Here is a 17,101-nt window from a genome sequence, read left to right as displayed (position 1 = left end):
GCTCCGAATGCAGGCCTGACCCGCCAGCAGCCCCCGCCGCCCGACCAATCGCTTTTTATCTCGCGCGCCCCCGCTTCGGCGGGACCGGAGACGCGCGCCTTGCTCACGGACATCATCATGACATCGACTTCCCGCCTACTCGCCGGTGTCGCCCTCGCGACGTTCGCTCCACCCGCCTTCGCGCAAGAGGCACCGCCTGCGGCCGCCACGACCTTGACCACGCCCGATACAGGCGGCGGCGCCGATGACACGATCGTCGTGACTGGCGTCCGCGGTGGCCAGGCGCGGACCGTCGCCGACAGCCCGGTGCCGATCGACGTCATCAGCCGACGCGAGTTGCAGGCGACCGGCCGCACCGGGCTGAAGGAGATTCTCGGCAACATCGTGCCCTCGCTGACGATGCCCGCGCTCGGCGGCGGTGGTACCTCGGCGAGCGTCAAGCCGATCGCGATCCGCGGGCTCTCGGGCGATTACCTGCTGGTGCTGGTCAACGGCAAGCGGCGCCACACCACCTCGCTGATCAACAACCTCTCGCGCATCTCAGGTGGCTCGACCCCGGTCGATATCGACCTGATCCCGACCAACGCGGTCGGCCGCATCGAAGTGCTCCGCGACGGCGCCGCCGCGCAATATGGCTCGGACGCGGTGTCCGGCGTCATCAACATCATCCTCGACGACGCACCCAAGGGCGGCCGCTTCTCGATCACCGGCGGCCAGCAATATTCGAAGGGTGCGCCGCTGCTACAGACCGATCTGAGCTACGGCACAGCCCTCGGCGAAGGCGGGTTCTTCCGCGCAGCGGTCGAAGCGAAATACCATGATCGCGCAGACTCTTCGGCCGACGCCGTGCCGCGGATCCTGCCGCTGGTGAACGGCCAGCCGGACCCGCGCGAGGCGACGCTCGATCATGTCTATGCCGGCGGTTATGGCCGGTCGAACCGCGACAAGATGATCAACGGGTCTTACAATGCAGAGCTGCCGGTCGGCGATACGCTGCGGCTCTACAGCTTCTCGACGCTCAGCTACCGCGACATCAGGGACGCGCGCGGCGCGTATATCCCCTCCCCCACCGGCTTTGGCGGCCAAGCCAATACCAACGGCCTCAACGTCTTGCCCAAGCTCTACCCGACCGGCTTTCAGGCCTATCGCCGGATCAAGGAAACCGATTTCCAGCTAACCGGTGGTGCGAAGGGCGAGCTTGCCGGCTGGGCCTGGGACCTGAGTTCGAGCTTCGGGCGCGACCGCGTCTGGCTCGGCTCGGAGAACACCTTGAACCCCTCGATCGGGCCGACCAGCCCGACGAGCTTCTATATGGGCACGCAGATCCAGGACCTGTGGGTCAACAATCTCGACGTCACCCGCGACGTATCGATCGGCCTCGCCAAGCCACTGTCGATCTCGATCGGCGCCGAGCATCGCTGGGAACGCTTTCAGTCGCGCGCAGGCGAGCCCGACAGCTACCGCAACGGCGGCTACCAGATCCCCGTGGAAACGACGCCGTTCGGGCAGCTCTATGGCGGCCGCTATCCGTCGCCGGGCCTCGTGTCGTTCACCGGCACCTCGCCCGCCGACGCCGCCTCGCTCAGCCGCAATAATCTGGCCGGTTATGTCGATCTCTCGACCAACGTCACCGAGGCGTGGTTCGTCGGCGTGGCCGGTCGGTTCGAGCATTATGACGACAGCGCCGGCAACACCGTCAGCGGCAAGGTCTCGACCCGCTACGAACTCGCACCCGGCCTCGCGATCCGTGGCGGCGTCAACACCGGGTTCCGTGCACCGGCGCTGGCGCAGACCGGCTTCTCGACCACGCAAAATACGACGACGGTGATCGGCAACACGCCCGTTTCGACGATCGCGAAGTTCCTGCCGGTCAACAGTGCCGCGGCGATCGCGCTGGGTGCGCAGTCGCTGAAGCCGGAAAAGTCGCTCAACTACACCGCAGGCATTACCTACGAGGCCGGCGCGCTGCACCTGACGCTCGACGCGTATCAGATCCGTGTCGACGACCGCATCGTCAAGACAGAGTTCCTCGGTACCGCGGCGAACGGCGGCACCGCGATCCGCGACATCCTGATCGCGAACGGGGTAACCGGCGTCGACAGCGCGCAGTTCTTTACCAACGCGATCGACACGCGCACGCGCGGTATCGACGCGGTCGCCGACTACACGCTGCGCACGTCGAGCCTCGGTGCGTTCCGGTTGAGCGCCGCCTACAGCTACAACAAGACCAAGATCCTCAATATCGCCGACAATCCCGCCGCGCTCAGTTCGCTGAACGTCGTGCTATTCGGCCGCCAAGCGCAGCGCGATCTCGTGGTGGCATTGCCGCGAACCAAGCTGGTGCTGACCAGCGACTGGTCGCTGGGTAAGGTCCACGCGCTAGCCCGTGCCACGCGCTACGGCCGCTACACCGAGTCCAGCAACGTCGCGACCGGCGACCGGACCTTCGGCGGCAAGTGGGTGGCCGATCTCGACATCGGCTACGACCTGACCGACCGCGTCACGCTCGCGGTCGGCGCCAACAACCTGTTCGACACCTACCCAGATCGCAACGGCCTGATCGCCGCCGACGGCAGCGGTGCCTATGGCGGGTTCGCGCCGTTCGGGCTCAGTGGCGGCTCTTATTACGCCCGCGTCGGGGTGTCGCTGTGACCCGTCAGATGCACCTTGCGCTGTTCGTCACCGCGGATGGCATTCACCAGGGCGGCTGGCGTCATCCGCAGGCGAGCGACGCGGACCAGGGCTTCGGTTTCTACCGCCGCCTCGCCGCACAGGCCGAAGCCGCCAAGCTCGACATGCTGTTCGTCGCCGACAAGCTGGCGGTCGATGATCTCTACGGGAACCACTTCGCAACGACGGTCCGCTACCGCGCGTCACGCGGGACGGAGCCGCTCACGCTGCTATCGGCGCTCGCGGTCACGACCGAACGTATCGGCCTCGGCGGGACGATCTCGACCAGCTATACCGAGCCCTATCACGTCGCCCGAATGTTTGCGTCGATCGACCATCTCAGCGGCGGCCGCGCGGCATGGAACGCGGTCACCTCGGTCAGCGACGCCGAAGCGCATAATTTCGGCCGCACCGAGCATTACGATCACGCCACGCGCTACGACCGCGCCGCCGAATATCTGAACGTGGTTCGCCGGCTCTGGGACACGTGGGAGGAAGACGCGATCGCGCCGGACAAGGCAGCCGGCACTTACGGCGATCTGACGAAGGTCCACTACGCTGACCATGCGGGAAAATGGTTCGACGTGAAGGGCCCGCTGTCGCTGCCACGTCCGCCCCAAGGCCACCCGGTCCTGATCCAGGCTGGCGCATCCGGCGCGTTTCAGGATCTCGCAACGCGCAACGCCGAGGTGGTTTTCGCGGTCTACCCCGACATCGATCGTGCGAAGGCGGGATATCGCAGTTTTAAAGACGATGTCGCCGCCGCCGGACGATCGCCGGACGCGGTGAAGATCCTGCCCGGCATGGTGCCGATCATCGCCGACAGCGACGATGCCGCCGCCGACCTGCTCGGCGAACTCGACGCGCTGGTCGAGCCGCTGGCGGGGCTCAGCTTCATGTCGGGCAGCATGAACTACGACCTCGCCGACCACGCGCTCGACGAGCCCGTTCCGGACATCCGCGACCTTATCCGGGGCAGCAAGGGCCGCTTCCACTACGTCATCGGCAAGGCGATCGAGGAAGGCTGGACGTTCGCCGACCTCGGTCGCTGGTACGGCTCCAGCCTGTCCTTCGCCAAGATGGTCGGCAGCCCGCGCACCGTCGCCGACGAAATGGAACGCTGGCTCGTCGAAGAAGCCTGCGACGGGTTCGTCGTCATGCCTGCGTTCATGCCGGCCGGCGTCGACCGGATGCTGCGCGACGTCGTGCCGTTGCTCCAGTCACGGGGTGTCTTCCGCCACGACTACGCGGCATCGACGTTGCGCGGCCATCTCGGACTCGATCGCCCCGCCAACAGCTTTCACGTGTGAGGAGACCGCTCATGACCGAATCCGTCCGCGCCGCGCTTGGTGCATTGCAAGACGAGCGTGACCATAGCTGGACGCCGACGCAGTTGGATCTGAACGTCAGCCAGCGACGCGAACTCGTCATCGGCTTCGATGGGGCGCGCACGATCAAGGTCGGCGATCCGATGCCGAACTTCGCGCTGGAAGCTGTGAATGGTACGACGATACGACTGGACAGCCTGATCGCCACTGGTCCTGCCGTGCTGATATTCTTCAGGTTCGCCGGCTGCCCCGCGTGCAACGTCGCACTACCGGTCTATCAGCGCGTGCTCTGGCCGACCTTGCGCGAACTGGGTGTCCCGCTCGTCGCGATCAGCCCGCAAATTTCTTCGAAACTCTCGGAGATACAGCAGCGTCACGCGCTTGACTTCACCATAGCGACCGACCGCGGCAACCACCTCGCACGCCAACTCGGCATCACCTTCGAAGCCAATTCGGCAACCCGGCAGGCCGCGTCAACACCCTTGGGCGAGGTGACCGGCACCGGCACGTGGGAGCTGCCTTTCCCAACGGCCCTTGTGGTCGACGAAACAGGCGTTGTTGCATGGTCGGATGTAACGCCGGACTGGATGAAGAGAACCGAGGCCGACGCCATCATCAACGCCGTCCGATCAATCATCACCCAAATCTAGAATGCCTGAAAAATGGCAGCGATGCCATGGTTTGCACATCTTCGGTCGATCGAAACGCTAGCGGTCGGCGCGAGCAATTTGCCGCGTTCACTCCAGGACCGAAAGCCCGGTCGCAGCGACGCCGGCAAGCGCACACGCCTCGTCATTGTCCGAGGTGTCGCCGGTCACACCCACTGCCCCGACCAACTGGCCGTCTGCGTCGACGATGAGCACGCCGCCCGCCGCAGGCACGACGCCGTGCGGCGAGATTGGCCCGAGCGAGGCGATGAACGTCGGACGCTCCGATGCCATTTCAGCGATCTTGCGGCTCGATACGCCCAGCGCGAGCGCCCCGCCCGCCTTGGCCATCGCGATCTGAGGCCGCAGCGTCGAGGCCCCGTCTTCACGCTGCAGCGCGACGAGATGCCCTCCGGGATCGAGCACTGCCACGCAGAGCGGCTTGAAACCGAGCTCCACCCTCCTCTCCAGCGTCGCCGTTATAATCTTGCTGGCAAGTTCGAGCGTGATGCGCACCATGCATGGTTCCTTTGTATGGACCGCTATCCCGGACGACGGGTAATCGGCAAGAGGCTGGCCGGGATCATGGCCAATGGGGGAATGCCTCGACCGCCTTCAGCGATCCACGCGGCGCCCAATTCGCGCCGTTGCTGTACACAAATACGGCTCGGTTGACCGGCCCAAACAAATGCTTTGCGGTCCACGTCGGCGGTCAATCGTTAAAACCGTCATGCGGCAGTCGACCGTCGTCGACTGCGAACGTGCGATTATGGAGTACGGATGATGGGCGATCTTCTGGCGAGCCGATTTGGCCTCGACGTGGTCAAAACGGGAATGGGCGTCGGCGCGGAGGTTCGGGGTATCGATCTTCGGACGCTCGATGATCAGCAGTTCGCCGACCTGCACCAGGCCTGGCTCGACAATCTGGTCCTGCTCGTCCGCGACCAATCGCTGTCGGACGCGGACCTGATCGCCTTCAGCCGCCGGTTCGGGGACCTCGATCTCGCGCCCATCCAGGAGACCGGCCGCCGCTTCGTCGAGGGATTGCCCGAACTCTATGTCGTCTCGAACGTGGTCGAGGGCGGCGTCCCGATCGGCAGCCTCGGGAATGGCGAGGCGGTCTGGCACACCGACATGTCCTATGTCGAAGTCCCGCCTCAGGCGAGCGCGCTCTATGCGCTGGAGGTGCCACCGACGGGCGGCAATACGAGCTTCGTCGATATGTACGCCGTGTACGAGTCTCTGCCCAATGACCTGAAGGCGCGCATCGCCGGACGCCGCGTCAAGCACGACGGCACCTACAATAGCGGTGGTTTCCTGCGTCAGGGCGTCACGCCAAGCGACGATCCGCGCGAGGCTCCGGGCAGTCTGCACCCGTTGGTTTACACGCATCCAGAAACCGGACGCCCCGCGCTGTATCTCGGCCGCCGCCGTAATGCCTATATCGATGGTTTGAATCTGGCCGCATCCGAAGCGCTGCTCGACGAGCTTTGGGAGCATGTCGACGGCGACCGGTTTGGCTGGAGCCATCACTGGCGCAAGGGTGACTTGGTGCTGTGGGACAATCGCTGCACGATGCACCGGCGTGATGCGTTCGATCCTGCCGCACGGCGCGTGATGCACAGGACGCAGATCAAGGGGGCGGGTCGACCTGCATGACGGGCCATGGCCTGAGCCGGTCCGACGCGGTCGCCCGTCACGTCCCGCGGTGGATGAGCATCCCCAACCGCATCCTCGCGGTGCTCTGCCTGATGTATCTGGTCCTTTACATCGACCGGGTGAACCTGGCGACGGTAGGCCCGCGGATGACCGCCGAACTGGGCATGAGCAACACCCAGTTCGGCCTGGCGATCTCGGCCTTTTCCTATCCATACGCACTGATCCAGCTATTCGGCGGTCGGGTCATCGACCGCTTCGGGCCGCGACGCATGCTGCTGATCTGCGGTGCGATCGTCTGCGTGACGACGGTGTTGACTGGGCTTGTCGGCGGGATGGCATCGCTGTTCGCACTGCGTCTCGCGCTCGGCATTGGCGAGGGGTTTGCTTTCCCCGCCGCGACGCGCGCCATGGCGACATGGCTGCCACCGGCGCGCTGGGGCTTTGCCCAAGGGATCACGCACGCCGCCGCGCGGCTTGGCAATGCGCTGACCCCGCCGCTGCTGGTCGGGTTGATGGCGCTCGTATCATGGCGCGGGGCATTCGTGGTGCTCGGACTGGCGAGCGCGGTCTGGGTGATCCTGTGGCTGGTGGTCGCGCGGGAGAATCCGGAACGCCATCCCGGCATGTCCGACGAGGAACGCGCCGAACTGGCCCCGGCCGCGCAACCGGCTGCCACCACGCCTCCCGTTCCATGGTGGCGGCTCGCGCGGCGGATTGCGCCCGTCACCGCCGTCGATTTCTGCTACGGCTGGACGCTCTGGGTGTTCCTGACGTGGCTCCCCTCGTTCTTCTTCAAGAATTTCGGGCTCGACCTGAAGCACTCGGCGCTATTTTCGGGCGGGGTGCTACTGGGTGGCGTGGTCGGCGACTGGGTCGGTGGAGCAGCCAGTGACTATATCTATCGCAGGACCGGGAGCCTGCAGGCGGCGCGGCGTAACCTGATCATCGTCGGGATGATCGGTGCTTTCATATTTCTCGTGCCTGTCGTCCTCACCCACGACCTGACGACGGTCGCCCTGTGCCTGTCGCTCGCGTTCTTCTTCTCCGAGCTTGTGGTGGCGCCGATCTGGGCCGTACCAATGGACATCGCGCCACAATATGCAGGTACCGCCAGCGGCATGATGAACTTCGGCTTCGGCATCGCCGGTATCCTTTCTCCGCTAGTGTTCGGCGCGGCGGTCGACCTGACGGGAAGCTGGTCGATCCCGTTCTGCGCATCGCTGGCGCTACTCTTGGTCGGCGCCGGTCTGTCGTTCTTCATGCATCCGGAAAGGCCTTTTCAAGCGGACGGCGCTCGCTGAGGCCGAATGGGAAAAGCTTCGCTTTGCATGACTCGCTAAACAAGACGGTCACATAGCGTGGAGCTAACCGCCCTGATCTCAGCCGAGACCCAGGATAGAACGGTCTGGCGCGTATCCGAGAAGCAGCGTTGCGTCGTCGACCGAAAGAAGGCAGCTTAGGCATTCACGGAAAGGGAGACCGGATTGTGTCTGTTGCCGTCCTGGATAGCCCTCGGCTGACGCTCATCGCGCTCGTCCCCGACAAGGCCGTCTCCATATTCGAGCGGTTTCGGGAGTTTCCGCGGTTTGGCGATGCACAGCATATCGCTGTTCGCAGCCGTACCGCTGCCGAGCGAACGGCGCTGGCGGCGCGGATCGATGCCGCCGTATTCGCGTCCGATCGTGCCGTCATGCTCCTGGCACAGGGCAGTGCCTGCGCGGCGGCCGCATGGTGGGCACGACTGTCGCCGAAAGCCTATACCGCGAACGTTGCCGGCGCCCTGTTGGTCGCCCCCGAAGGCACGAGCTTGCACCAGCGTCATTTCGCGGCGCCGAAAATCGGCCTGCCCTTCCCTTCGATCGTCGTCGGTGCCGATGACGAAGCGCAGCGCCTGGGCATGGAATGGGGCAGTCGCCTCATCGATGGCCCGCTCCTGAGCGCGGCGACGGCGCCGACCAACCGCCTGCGCGCCATCATCGAACGCTTCACGTCCGCAGTGGTCGAGCGCGACGTTGTTGCCGCGTATCGCATCATCCAGGCGATCGGGGACGCCTAGCTGGACGCCGGCCGGCAAGTGAGACCGGCCGAACGTCTGGCAATGTGAGTGCCTTGTCGGAAATCACCATACTTCGGGTTTGGGGTCGGCGCGCTCGCGTATCTTCGTGACGAAGCAAACATATCCCAGCCGCGCACCTTTGCTTGCTTTCAAGTCCTTTCAATCGCTGCTGATACAGCACGCCGTTCAGGTATTGATCCTGATGACCTCGCCGTGTTCGAGCGGACCTATGCGCAGCTATGGCCTGCGCTCGCTAGATTCAGACGCAGATGGGTCCGTCTCGACCGACCATACCAGTCGCAGGCGACCGCCCGCCAGACCGGGGGCCGCCCTGCCTCCTCGAGCGATGATACCTTGCACGATTGCCGTGCGCTGCCGCAGAGTCCCGCCCCGCACATCGACCGTCCGGGACAGCCGAGCCGATACCCAGCCTGCTTCGCCGAGCGCTTGATCGTCAATGACGCCGGATTTGATCGCTACGTCCGGCAAGGTGACATCGCTCGGCGGACCGAGAATGACATGCCAGTCCGCGACCGCTGCGTCCGCACGACGTTCCAGAGCGCGATATCCGGCGACGCCCAGACCGGTAAGGGGCGCTGCCGTTGCGCGGATAGTTCGCCCCGCTGAATCGAACCGCACGGATGAAACAGGAATGCCTGCAATCAGCGCAACGTCCGCAATTGCACGATCACGCTCGCGCGCGACGCGCAGCGCATCGCCAGTGCCCGCCCGCGCGATCTGCGCAGCCTCGACCGCCCCGGTTTCGGGTGAGATGCGCACCTGATCAACATGGACATCGACCGGCCGCGACAATCGTTGGCGAAGGTCCGCCGCAAGCTTGCGATCCGCTCCCGGTTCGATCCGCGGCGTCAGCATGACCGCGCGAACACGTACCGGGTTCGCACCATGGTCAATCTCCACCTGGCTCAGTCGCGCGCCGAGTGGAAAGTCCTCACCCAGCGCATCGCGCACCTGCCGCTGTGCAACCGCCTCGAACGCAATTCGACGCAGACCGGTCCCCAGGGGAATGGACAAGACCCCTATCGCGACGGCGAACAGCACGAGTTGCCAGCCAGTATGGTGCGGTGAAAGATGGCCGCCGAAACCGTAACAGCGCGCGACGAGCGCGGCGGTCAGCGCGATGGTGATGGCATTAGTGAGGAACAGCAACAACGCGCCCGAGAATACCACCCAGTTCCACGTCGCGATGCCGAACCCGACCACGACCAGCGGCGGCATCAAGGCGATGGCGATCGCCACGCCCACGACCGTACCCCCGCGCCCACGGATCAGGGCATAGCCGCCCGCGATTGCGGAGAGCAACGCGACAAGCAGGTCGAACAGCGTCGGCTGCGTCCGCCCGGCGATCTCGCTCGTGATCGTCTGGATCGGCGAGAGCAGGATCAGCACGACCGACAGCGCGACCGCGATAGCAGCACCCAAGGTCAACGCGGTCGCCGCCCTGCGTATCTCGTGGAAGTCGAGCGTCGCAATGCCGAAGCCCAGGCCGATGATCGGCATCATCAACGGTGACAGCAACATGGCGCCGATCAGCACCGCGACCGAGGGCATCAGCAGCCCGAGCAGCGAGATCGCGGCCGAAATGACGATCAGGAAGGCATAGCGCCCCGACCACCCCGCCTCCTCCGCGATCTGTCGAAGGACGCCGTCATGATCGACGTCTTCGGTTGCCTTGGCCATCCACGCCCGAGGAAGCGCAACGAATTTTGCTGGATTCAGGTGGATCGGGTCGTCTCCGTCATCGTCGATGGTACAGTTTCTTGCGCATACCGGTTAGCTGGCCACATCGGCAATGAACGCGATCGCGAAGACGATAGCATGAGCGGCTGCCCGGAGGTTCAGATCGCAGTCCACGCGAGAACTCCAATACCATGTACCGTGGCGATGTTACCGCGTCAGCAGCCAGACAAAGGTCCTTTTCAACCACGATTCAGTTACGCTGATCGTTGGCTCCAAGCTTGTTCGCGCAGACCCGCAAGCCGACATTCACAGGCTGTTATCAGCTATTCAATATCGGCCATTCATTCATCGGACGGGTGGGCAGCACTCGCTCGCCAAACCGTTACATAGGCGGTTTGACGCGTTCACCGATGAAAACCCCTCGGTTGAGGGTCCGGCCGCGATTGGTGAGAGGTCTTGATATAGAACGCAGTGCCCGTTCGTTGCGCGACAACGTCACCATTCTAGTGCACGACGTACGAGGTCGTCGTGATGCGGTACACGGTCTGTGCAACGCCGTCCGGAAGCGAAATCGGGCCATTCTCCTTGGCAGTGGCGACCAGGAGATGGCGTCCCGGCTTGGCGATACCCGTGTCGATCATACCCGCGGCATCGGTCGTGAGTTCGATCTTCGAACGATCGGGCGCGTACATCGTGACGGTGGCAGCGGGCATTGGCTTGCCGGAGCGCGTCAGTACAAAACGCGATCCGTTCGCGGTGACCGGCGCGAGTTCGAACGGCAGCTTCGCCTGCGCCTCGACACGGCCGGCGCGCGCGTAATAGACCACGCCCTCCTTCCTCCCGTCCTGCCCCCAAAGCGCGAACACCGAATCGTCCCACGCACGCACGTCGCCTGCCGGCAGGTTCGTTTCGAGGAAGCCGGTGCGCCGCGTCAGGACCGCGCTTGGCTGAGCGAGTATCCGCGGCGCTTTTAGCTTGGCGAATTCGGGATCACCGCCAACCGGCATCGGCTCGCCCGGCTCTCCCAGATAAATGCGTGCGGGGCCGGTGCCATCGCGTTCGATCCAGATTTCGTGTGCGTACGCGGTCGAGGGGAGGCAGCAAATGAATGCTGCGATCAAGGGGAAACGCATAATCGAAGTCCTTTCTAGCGCCGCGCGTCGCGTGCGGGAATGAAGTTGAGGGCGAGGAAGGCGATCCCGGCACCGGCCATGATCGCGCCCGCCCACAGGATCGGTCCGAATATCCAGCCTCGGGCGAGCATTGCGGGGACCACGCTGGCAATCAGCGTGAGCCAGCCACCGGTCCGCAATATCCTGCGGCCTCTCGCCTGCGGACTTTTCCCGAACCTACGGCGATAATGCGCGTCGGTGGTGAGGCCGAGCAGCGCAAACGCCGCGGTTGCGAGCAAGAGCGTCAAGATGCTCATTCGGCGGGCTCCAGAACGTTGGAGGCGGTGACGGCCCTTGGGTTGCGCACGTGCTTCACAGCGGGGCGATGGCGCGCGACGCGGCGGGCGAGCAGTAGGAAGGCGACCCCGAACACCACGATCGTCGCGTCGATGCCCGCGATCATCAGGTCGCCGATCGCCAGCGACGCGAACAGTCCGCGCTCGGTCGCGACGACGTCGTACACCGGCAACGCGACGAGCAGCACGCCGGTCGTCGCGAACAGCGCCGACCACATGCGCGCAGGCCTGACGACGAACGCCGTCACCGCGGCGACAGCCCAGGCGATGAACATCACATGCATCTCCCAGTCCGCGCGCCCGCCGAGTGTTACCGGCAGCAGGCGGTTGGCCCAGAAGAAGTACGCGATCGCGAGCGGGAAGCCGCCGATCACCGCGACGTTGAGCCGCTCGACCAGGCGGAACCCGAAATGCGGTCGGCTCGGGTCGGGCAGGCGCTCGCGACGCTTGACGGTCCACAGCACGAGGCCGCTCGCGACCATCAGCGTGCCGGCGATCCCACACAGGAAATAGAGCCAGCGGCCGCCGTCTCCTGCGAACCGTCCGGCGTGGAGCCCGATCATCGCGCCAGCGGTCTCGGCCGCCGCGCCCGGTGGCGGCGAACGCCAGACGAGGCGCCCCGTCACGCCGTCATAAGTCAATCGCGGCGTCCGCGACGACAGCATCGAACTGGCGCTCTGGCTCACCGACACGCGCGCGGCGGCATCGCCGGGATCGCTCACCTCGATGAAGCTCGCCGGTGCGCCGAGCCGGCGTTCGGCATCCGCCGCGATCCGTCGCAGATCGATCAACGGCGCGGGACGTCCGGTCCGCTCGACAACTGCAGCGGCGGGGAACAGCGCGGCAAACACAGTTTTCTGATCGGTATAATTGGCGACCACCGCCCATGGCATCAGCATCGCCATCAGCGTGACCAGCCCGGTATAGGTGATCATCAGGTGGAACGGCAGCGCCAGCACCGCGGTCGCATTATGTCCGTCGAGCCAGGATCGCTGGCGTTTGGCGCGCCGCAATGTGAAGAAATCCTTGAAGATCTTCTTGTGCGTGACGATCCCGCTCATGATCGCGACCAGCATCATCATGGTCGCGAACCCGACCAGCCACCGCGCCCAGATCACCGGCATGTAATGGAGATCGAAGTGGAAGCGGTAGAAGAACTCCCCGCCCCGCGTCTCGCGCACCTGCGCGACCTGTCCGTCGGCGCCGATCAGCGCCTGCGTGTCGCTGCGCCCTCTCCGTCGTCCACGCCCGCGCTCTTCACCGGGCTTGGGCTGCGGGACCCAGAAGACTTGCGCGCCGGGCGATCGTTCGGTCGCCACCGGGATGATCCAGCTCTTTGCGTCGGGCGCTTTCCTGGCAAGGAACGCCTGCGACCCGGCCAGAACGCGCATCGGCTGTTCGACGTGCGCGATCTCCGGGCGCATCCAGCGGTTCAGACCCTCGCGCCAGAACGCGATCGTGCCGGCGACAAACACGAGGAACAGGATCCAGCCGAGCAGCAGCCCGGACCATGTGTGCAGGAACGCCTGCGATTGTCGGAAGCCCTTGCTCATAGCCGCCCCGTCGCGTCGATCGAGACCCATGCAATCGCCGCCGCGATCCCTGCAACCGTGGCCAGCGTCCAGATCGCCCGCCAACCGCTACGCGCCGCGAACGCCCACATCGCCGCGATCGCGCACAAGGCTAGCGCGATCAGCGCGGCAGTGACGCTCGCCTCGGCACGGTCACCGGGCAGCAGCCGCGCGATCGCCATCGCCCACAGGCTCGCCGTCGCATAACCGAGCGGCACCGCGGCGACGACGCGCAGCGCGATGTCGCCACGCCGCGCCCAGCGCGCTCGAGCATGCGCATCGCCCGCCGTCATTCGAAGGTGTACCGAATCGTTGCGAACGCGGTACGCGGGCTGCCATAGTAATTGCCGCGACCGGTGGCTGCGATGCGCGCGTAATAGCTCTTGTCGAGTACGTTCGCGACGTTGACCGAGACGCCCACCCGCTCGCTGAACTTGTACCCCGCACGCAGGTCGACCACCGCATAACCCGGCTGGCGGACGATGGTGGACCGCGTGCGTAGCGTACCGTCGGCGTTGAACACCGCCGCATTGCCGCCGAAGGTCGAGCTGAACCACGTCACGCTACCGCCCATGCTCGCGCCCGCGAGCGGCCCGTCGACCGGGGCATAGTTGGTGAACGCCTTGATCATGTGCTTGGGCACGATCGGCACCAGCGACAATCCTTCGAACGCAGCGGTCTGGTCCTCCAGATACTTGGTCTTGGTGTAGGTGTAGCCGCCGTTGATCCGCCAGCCCGGCAGGATCTCGCCGGTCGCCTCGGCCTCGATACCGCGCGCGCGGACCTTGCCGGTCTGCAGCACGACCGTCGCGATGTCGGGATCGTTGAACAACCGGTTGGTCTGCGTGATCTGGTACGCCGCCGCCGACAGCAGCAGGCGATTATTCATCACCGAAAGCTTGGTACCCGCCTCATATTGCGCGCCGACCAGCGGCTCGATCTGCTGCCCGTCGGGACGTGCCCGACCGACCGGTGCGGCCTGCGGCGTGAAGCTGTCGGCATAGCTCGCATACAGGTTCAACTGCGACGTCACGTCCCAGACGATGCCGGCATAGGGCGTGAAGCGGTTGTCGACGCCGTAGCGCGTCGACGGTGGCAGCACGCCGCTCGGCGTCAGCAGCGTGGCCGTCGTCGTATCCCACCACGTCACGCGCCCGCCACCGATCAGCGTCAGGCCGGCGACCGGGCTCAGTCGCATCTGCCCGTAGATGCCGTATTGCTCGATATCGGTGCCAGTGCCGCCAAAGGCCTGGAGCACGCAATTAGCAGGCGCCGGCGTGATCGCGGTGCTGGAACTGGGGCACGTGGCGCCGCTGCCCTGCACCGGATAGTAGGGCGACGCGCCATACGGGTTCAGCGGCGGCTCGAACGGCGATACCGGATTGTACACGTCGATCCGTGCATAGTTGGACAGCCGCGTGTTGTACGATGTGCCCGAACTCGCCTGGTAATCGGTACCGAGGATCAGCGTCTGGTCGCGTCCGAACATCGGGAAGCTGCCGATGCCGTTGAAGTCGAACGAACGCGTCTGCTGCTTGCTGTCACCGCGATAGGCGATGTGGCTGGTCGAGCCGTTGGTCGCGGTGACCGGCTGGTTGCCAATATAGCTGTAGATGTCGACGCGATCGACGTCGGTGAACAGCCCGGTCGCGCGCAGCGTCCAGCGGTCGCTGATCTTGTGCGCGAGTTCGGCGAACCCGGTCCAGGTCTCGGCGTTGAACCGGTTCCAGTCGGCGCCGAGATAGGTTGATCGCTTGACGTCAAGCAACTGCCCGTCGCTGCCGTCGGCGCCGCCGATGATGCCGGGCAGCCCCGACTGCACCGCCGGGCGGAAGCGGTCGTAATAGCCGCCGACCGTCAGCGTGGTGCGCGATCCGATCTCAAGCGAGCCGACGGCGAACCCGCCCACGCGATTGCGGTGCGCGGTCGCGAAGAACTGGTCCTGGTCCTGCGCCATCGCGCCGAACCGCAAGCCCGCCTTGGTGCCGATCGGCGTCGAGACGTCGAGCTCGAAGCGTAGATTGTCGTAGCTGCCCACGCCCGCGCTCGCCTGCATCCTGAAAGCGTCGAGTGGTCGCTTGCGCACCATGTTGATGCTGCCGGCCGGGTTGCCCGAGCCGCTGAACAGGCCTGCCGGGCCGCGGAGCACTTCCAGCCGGTCGTAGAAGAACAGGTCCGGCACGGCGGACGGGAAGTTGAACGCAAAGCTCGGGACGCCGTCGATCAGGTAATTCGTGATCGCGAACCCGCGCGAGAAGAACGCCGGGTCCTCGCTGCCGATGCCGTTGACGGTGATGCCGTTGGTAGCGGTCAGCGCGTCCTCGAGCGTGAACAGGTTCTGCGCCTCGATCTGCTCGCGATCGATCACGGTGATGGTGTTGGGCGTGTCCTTCAGCGGAGTCACGGTCTTGCCGACCTCGCGACCATAGCTCTTGCCGAGGACCATGATCTCGTCCGACTTCTGCGCATCGTCCGATCTGGTGGACCCTTCTACGGTCCTGGGCTCCTCGGCCGGAGCTGGCAAAGGCGCCCCGACAAACGCTGCACTCGCCAGCAATATACTCGAAAAACTCATACTGAACCCCCGTTGACGGGAGGCCTCTAGGTGAAGCGCTGTTGCGAGTCACTATCAATCTAACGGTTTTGTCATAATCTGTTGAGAGCAGAATGTCTCAGCGCAGGTGCGACCAAACGCCTTTTGCGGGACATATCGTGCAGTTCGCTGACCCCCGGTCTGCCGGTCTACCTCCTCGGACACGGCGCCGGCGGGGCGATCGCGCTGACCTATGCGCTCGACCTTCCGCAGCGGATCGACGGCCTGATCTGCGAGAGCTTCGCCTATCGCGTGTTCACGCCCAATGTCGCGCTGACGATCCTGAAGGGCACTAGCCACATCATGCCGCACGCGCGGGTACTGCGGCTGAAGATAGCGGACTTTTCGCGCGACCCCGCCTGGGTCGAACAGCTCGAGCTGGATCCATTGGTGCGCGATGAAGTGCAACCGGTGCAGACGGTCGCGGCACTGGCGCGCGCTGCCGATCGATTGCGCGTGGACTTCGGCCGCATCGTCCTGCCCATCCTCATCCTGCACGGCACCGGGGACAAGGCGGCAAACGCGCAGGGTAGCCAAGACTTCTTCGAGGCTGCCGGTGCGAGCGACAAGACGCTCAAGCTGTACGAAGAGCATTACCACGATCTGCTCAACGATCTCGACCGGGACCGTGTCACGAACGATATCGGTAACTGGATACAGCAGCGCGCCTCCGAATTGGCCCCATGAAGATCGCTCCCGGTCACAACGCTCACACGAAGACTCCGGCATGCCCTCGATCCCCACCGGCACACCATTCCGACCCATCGAAGGACCAACACCATGAACATCGACCTCAATGGCAAGACCGTGCTCGTCGCCGGCTCGACCGAAGGCATCGGCTTCGGCATCGCGCAGGGATTGGCTCGAGCGAGCGCAACCGTGATCGTCAACGGCCGCACGCGAGGGCTAGCAGCCGTGCGCAGGAGCCTTGCGGTCGCCACTGCTGGGTCAAGATGGTTGGCGATTTGGTAGCGTCATGCAGGATGAACGCAAAACCGCGTCGTTCCTCTTTGCCGACAGCCATGAGCAGCATGGGCGGCCCCGGCCTGATCATCAGCGAATTGCCCGGTCCGCGACCGACCTGCGTTCCCTCTGGTGTCGCTAGGCAGGTGTCGACAGTGAGTGCAAAGAACGCCTTCGGTCCCGAGTGGATGTGGACCTGGGCAGTCACGCCAGGGCTGAATACCAATCGCAGATAGTCTGCGGCCAACGTCGGCCCGCTTTCCGTGGGTAACGGCCCGATGACGGCGGCTAGGCGACCGCGCTTCGCCCACCAGTCTTTGCGTTCGATGGTGAACAGCCAGACCGCGACGGGGCGCTGAGAGCGCAGGCGTTCGAACGGTTGCGCGCGCTCATCGAGGCAGTGGTGCTGACGCCGGAAGGCGGCGATCTCGCGATCGATCTGTGC

15 protein-coding genes are annotated in these 17,101 nt (G+C 65.0%); 7 read left to right on the top strand and 8 right to left on the bottom strand.

Translation table 11 applies throughout. From position 1 onward, the window contains the following. The first annotated feature begins 117 nt into the window (after positions 1-117). Genes ASE82_RS04895 through ASE82_RS04885 form a run of 3 tightly spaced genes read left to right on the top strand, consistent with a single transcriptional unit; the run spans position 118 to position 4,648 of the window. Positions 118-2,652: a TonB-dependent receptor plug domain-containing protein gene (locus tag ASE82_RS04895; protein WP_056059786.1), complete on the top strand. Its 2,535-nt coding sequence runs from the start codon at positions 118-120 to the stop codon at positions 2,650-2,652. Continuing rightward, positions 2,649-3,980, top strand: coding sequence for an LLM class flavin-dependent oxidoreductase (locus ASE82_RS04890; protein ID WP_235524590.1), 1,332 nt, complete (start codon positions 2,649-2,651; stop codon positions 3,978-3,980). Before ASE82_RS04895 ends, ASE82_RS04890 begins: the two co-directional genes overlap by 4 nt. 11 nt (positions 3,981-3,991) lie before the next feature. Next, positions 3,992-4,648 (top strand): peroxiredoxin-like family protein, encoded by a 657-nt coding sequence (locus ASE82_RS04885; protein WP_056059726.1) that lies wholly within the window; start codon positions 3,992-3,994, stop codon positions 4,646-4,648. Positions 4,649-4,735: 87 nt separating this feature from the next. Here ASE82_RS04885 and ASE82_RS04880 read toward each other — a convergent pair whose 3' ends face one another. Next, entirely contained in the window at positions 4,736-5,164 is a 429-nt protein-coding gene (locus ASE82_RS04880) for a GlcG/HbpS family heme-binding protein (RefSeq protein ID WP_056059724.1), read from the bottom strand. Between the two features lie 264 nt (positions 5,165-5,428). Here ASE82_RS04880 and ASE82_RS04875 point away from each other — a divergent pair, with 264 nt between their 5' ends. The 3 genes from ASE82_RS04875 (at position 5,429) to ASE82_RS04865 (ending at position 8,360) form a co-directional block, all read left to right on the top strand. Beyond that, complete coding sequence (locus ASE82_RS04875) at positions 5,429-6,304, top strand: TauD/TfdA dioxygenase family protein (protein WP_200910672.1); 876 nt, start codon at positions 5,429-5,431, stop codon at positions 6,302-6,304. Continuing rightward, a complete protein-coding gene (locus ASE82_RS04870; RefSeq protein WP_082441239.1) occupies positions 6,301-7,605 on the top strand; it encodes an MFS transporter in 1,305 nt (434 codons plus the stop codon). Before ASE82_RS04875 ends, ASE82_RS04870 begins: the two co-directional genes overlap by 4 nt. Before the next feature lie 185 nt (positions 7,606-7,790). Next, entirely contained in the window at positions 7,791-8,360 is a 570-nt protein-coding gene (locus tag ASE82_RS04865; RefSeq protein ID WP_056059720.1) for an alpha/beta hydrolase, read from the top strand. 237 nt (positions 8,361-8,597) lie between these two features. Here ASE82_RS04865 and ASE82_RS04860 read toward each other — a convergent pair whose 3' ends face one another. From ASE82_RS04860 to ASE82_RS04835, 6 genes are all read right to left on the bottom strand, one after another. Then, positions 8,598-10,061: a DUF389 domain-containing protein gene (locus tag ASE82_RS04860; RefSeq protein ID WP_056059718.1), complete on the bottom strand. Its 1,464-nt coding sequence runs from the start codon at positions 10,059-10,061 to the stop codon at positions 8,598-8,600. A 503-nt stretch (positions 10,062-10,564) separates the two neighbouring features. After that, positions 10,565-11,194 (bottom strand): hypothetical protein, encoded by a 630-nt coding sequence (locus tag ASE82_RS04855; RefSeq protein WP_056059717.1) that lies wholly within the window; start codon positions 11,192-11,194, stop codon positions 10,565-10,567. Between the two features lie 14 nt (positions 11,195-11,208). Beyond that, positions 11,209-11,490, bottom strand: coding sequence for a DUF3325 domain-containing protein (locus ASE82_RS04850; protein WP_056059715.1), 282 nt, complete (start codon positions 11,488-11,490; stop codon positions 11,209-11,211). Further along, a complete protein-coding gene (locus ASE82_RS04845) occupies positions 11,487-13,082 on the bottom strand; it encodes a PepSY-associated TM helix domain-containing protein (RefSeq protein ID WP_056059713.1) in 1,596 nt (531 codons plus the stop codon). The genes ASE82_RS04850 and ASE82_RS04845 overlap by 4 nt, the downstream gene beginning before the upstream one ends. Continuing rightward, positions 13,079-13,393: a hypothetical protein gene (locus ASE82_RS04840; protein WP_056059712.1), complete on the bottom strand. Its 315-nt coding sequence runs from the start codon at positions 13,391-13,393 to the stop codon at positions 13,079-13,081. The genes ASE82_RS04845 and ASE82_RS04840 overlap by 4 nt, the downstream gene beginning before the upstream one ends. Then, positions 13,390-15,546, bottom strand: a complete 2,157-nt coding sequence (locus ASE82_RS04835) for a TonB-dependent siderophore receptor (protein ID WP_235524589.1) — start codon at positions 15,544-15,546, stop codon at positions 13,390-13,392. Before ASE82_RS04835 ends, ASE82_RS04840 begins: the two co-directional genes overlap by 4 nt. 252 nt (positions 15,547-15,798) lie before the next feature. Here ASE82_RS04835 and ASE82_RS04830 point away from each other — a divergent pair, with 252 nt between their 5' ends. Continuing rightward, entirely contained in the window at positions 15,799-16,380 is a 582-nt protein-coding gene (locus tag ASE82_RS04830; RefSeq protein ID WP_235524588.1) for an alpha/beta fold hydrolase, read from the top strand. A gap of 199 nt (positions 16,381-16,579) precedes the next feature. Here ASE82_RS04830 and ASE82_RS19970 read toward each other — a convergent pair. After that, a partial coding sequence (locus ASE82_RS19970; protein WP_056059707.1) for a hypothetical protein occupies positions 16,580-17,101 on the bottom strand: 522 nt, incomplete at its 5' end.

The organism is Sphingomonas sp. Leaf230 (genome assembly GCF_001421745.1).
Classification (GTDB): domain Bacteria; phylum Pseudomonadota; class Alphaproteobacteria; order Sphingomonadales; family Sphingomonadaceae; genus Sphingomonas.
The sequence above is the reverse complement of the archived record's forward strand: the minus strand, read 5'-3'. Positions and strand labels throughout refer to the sequence as shown.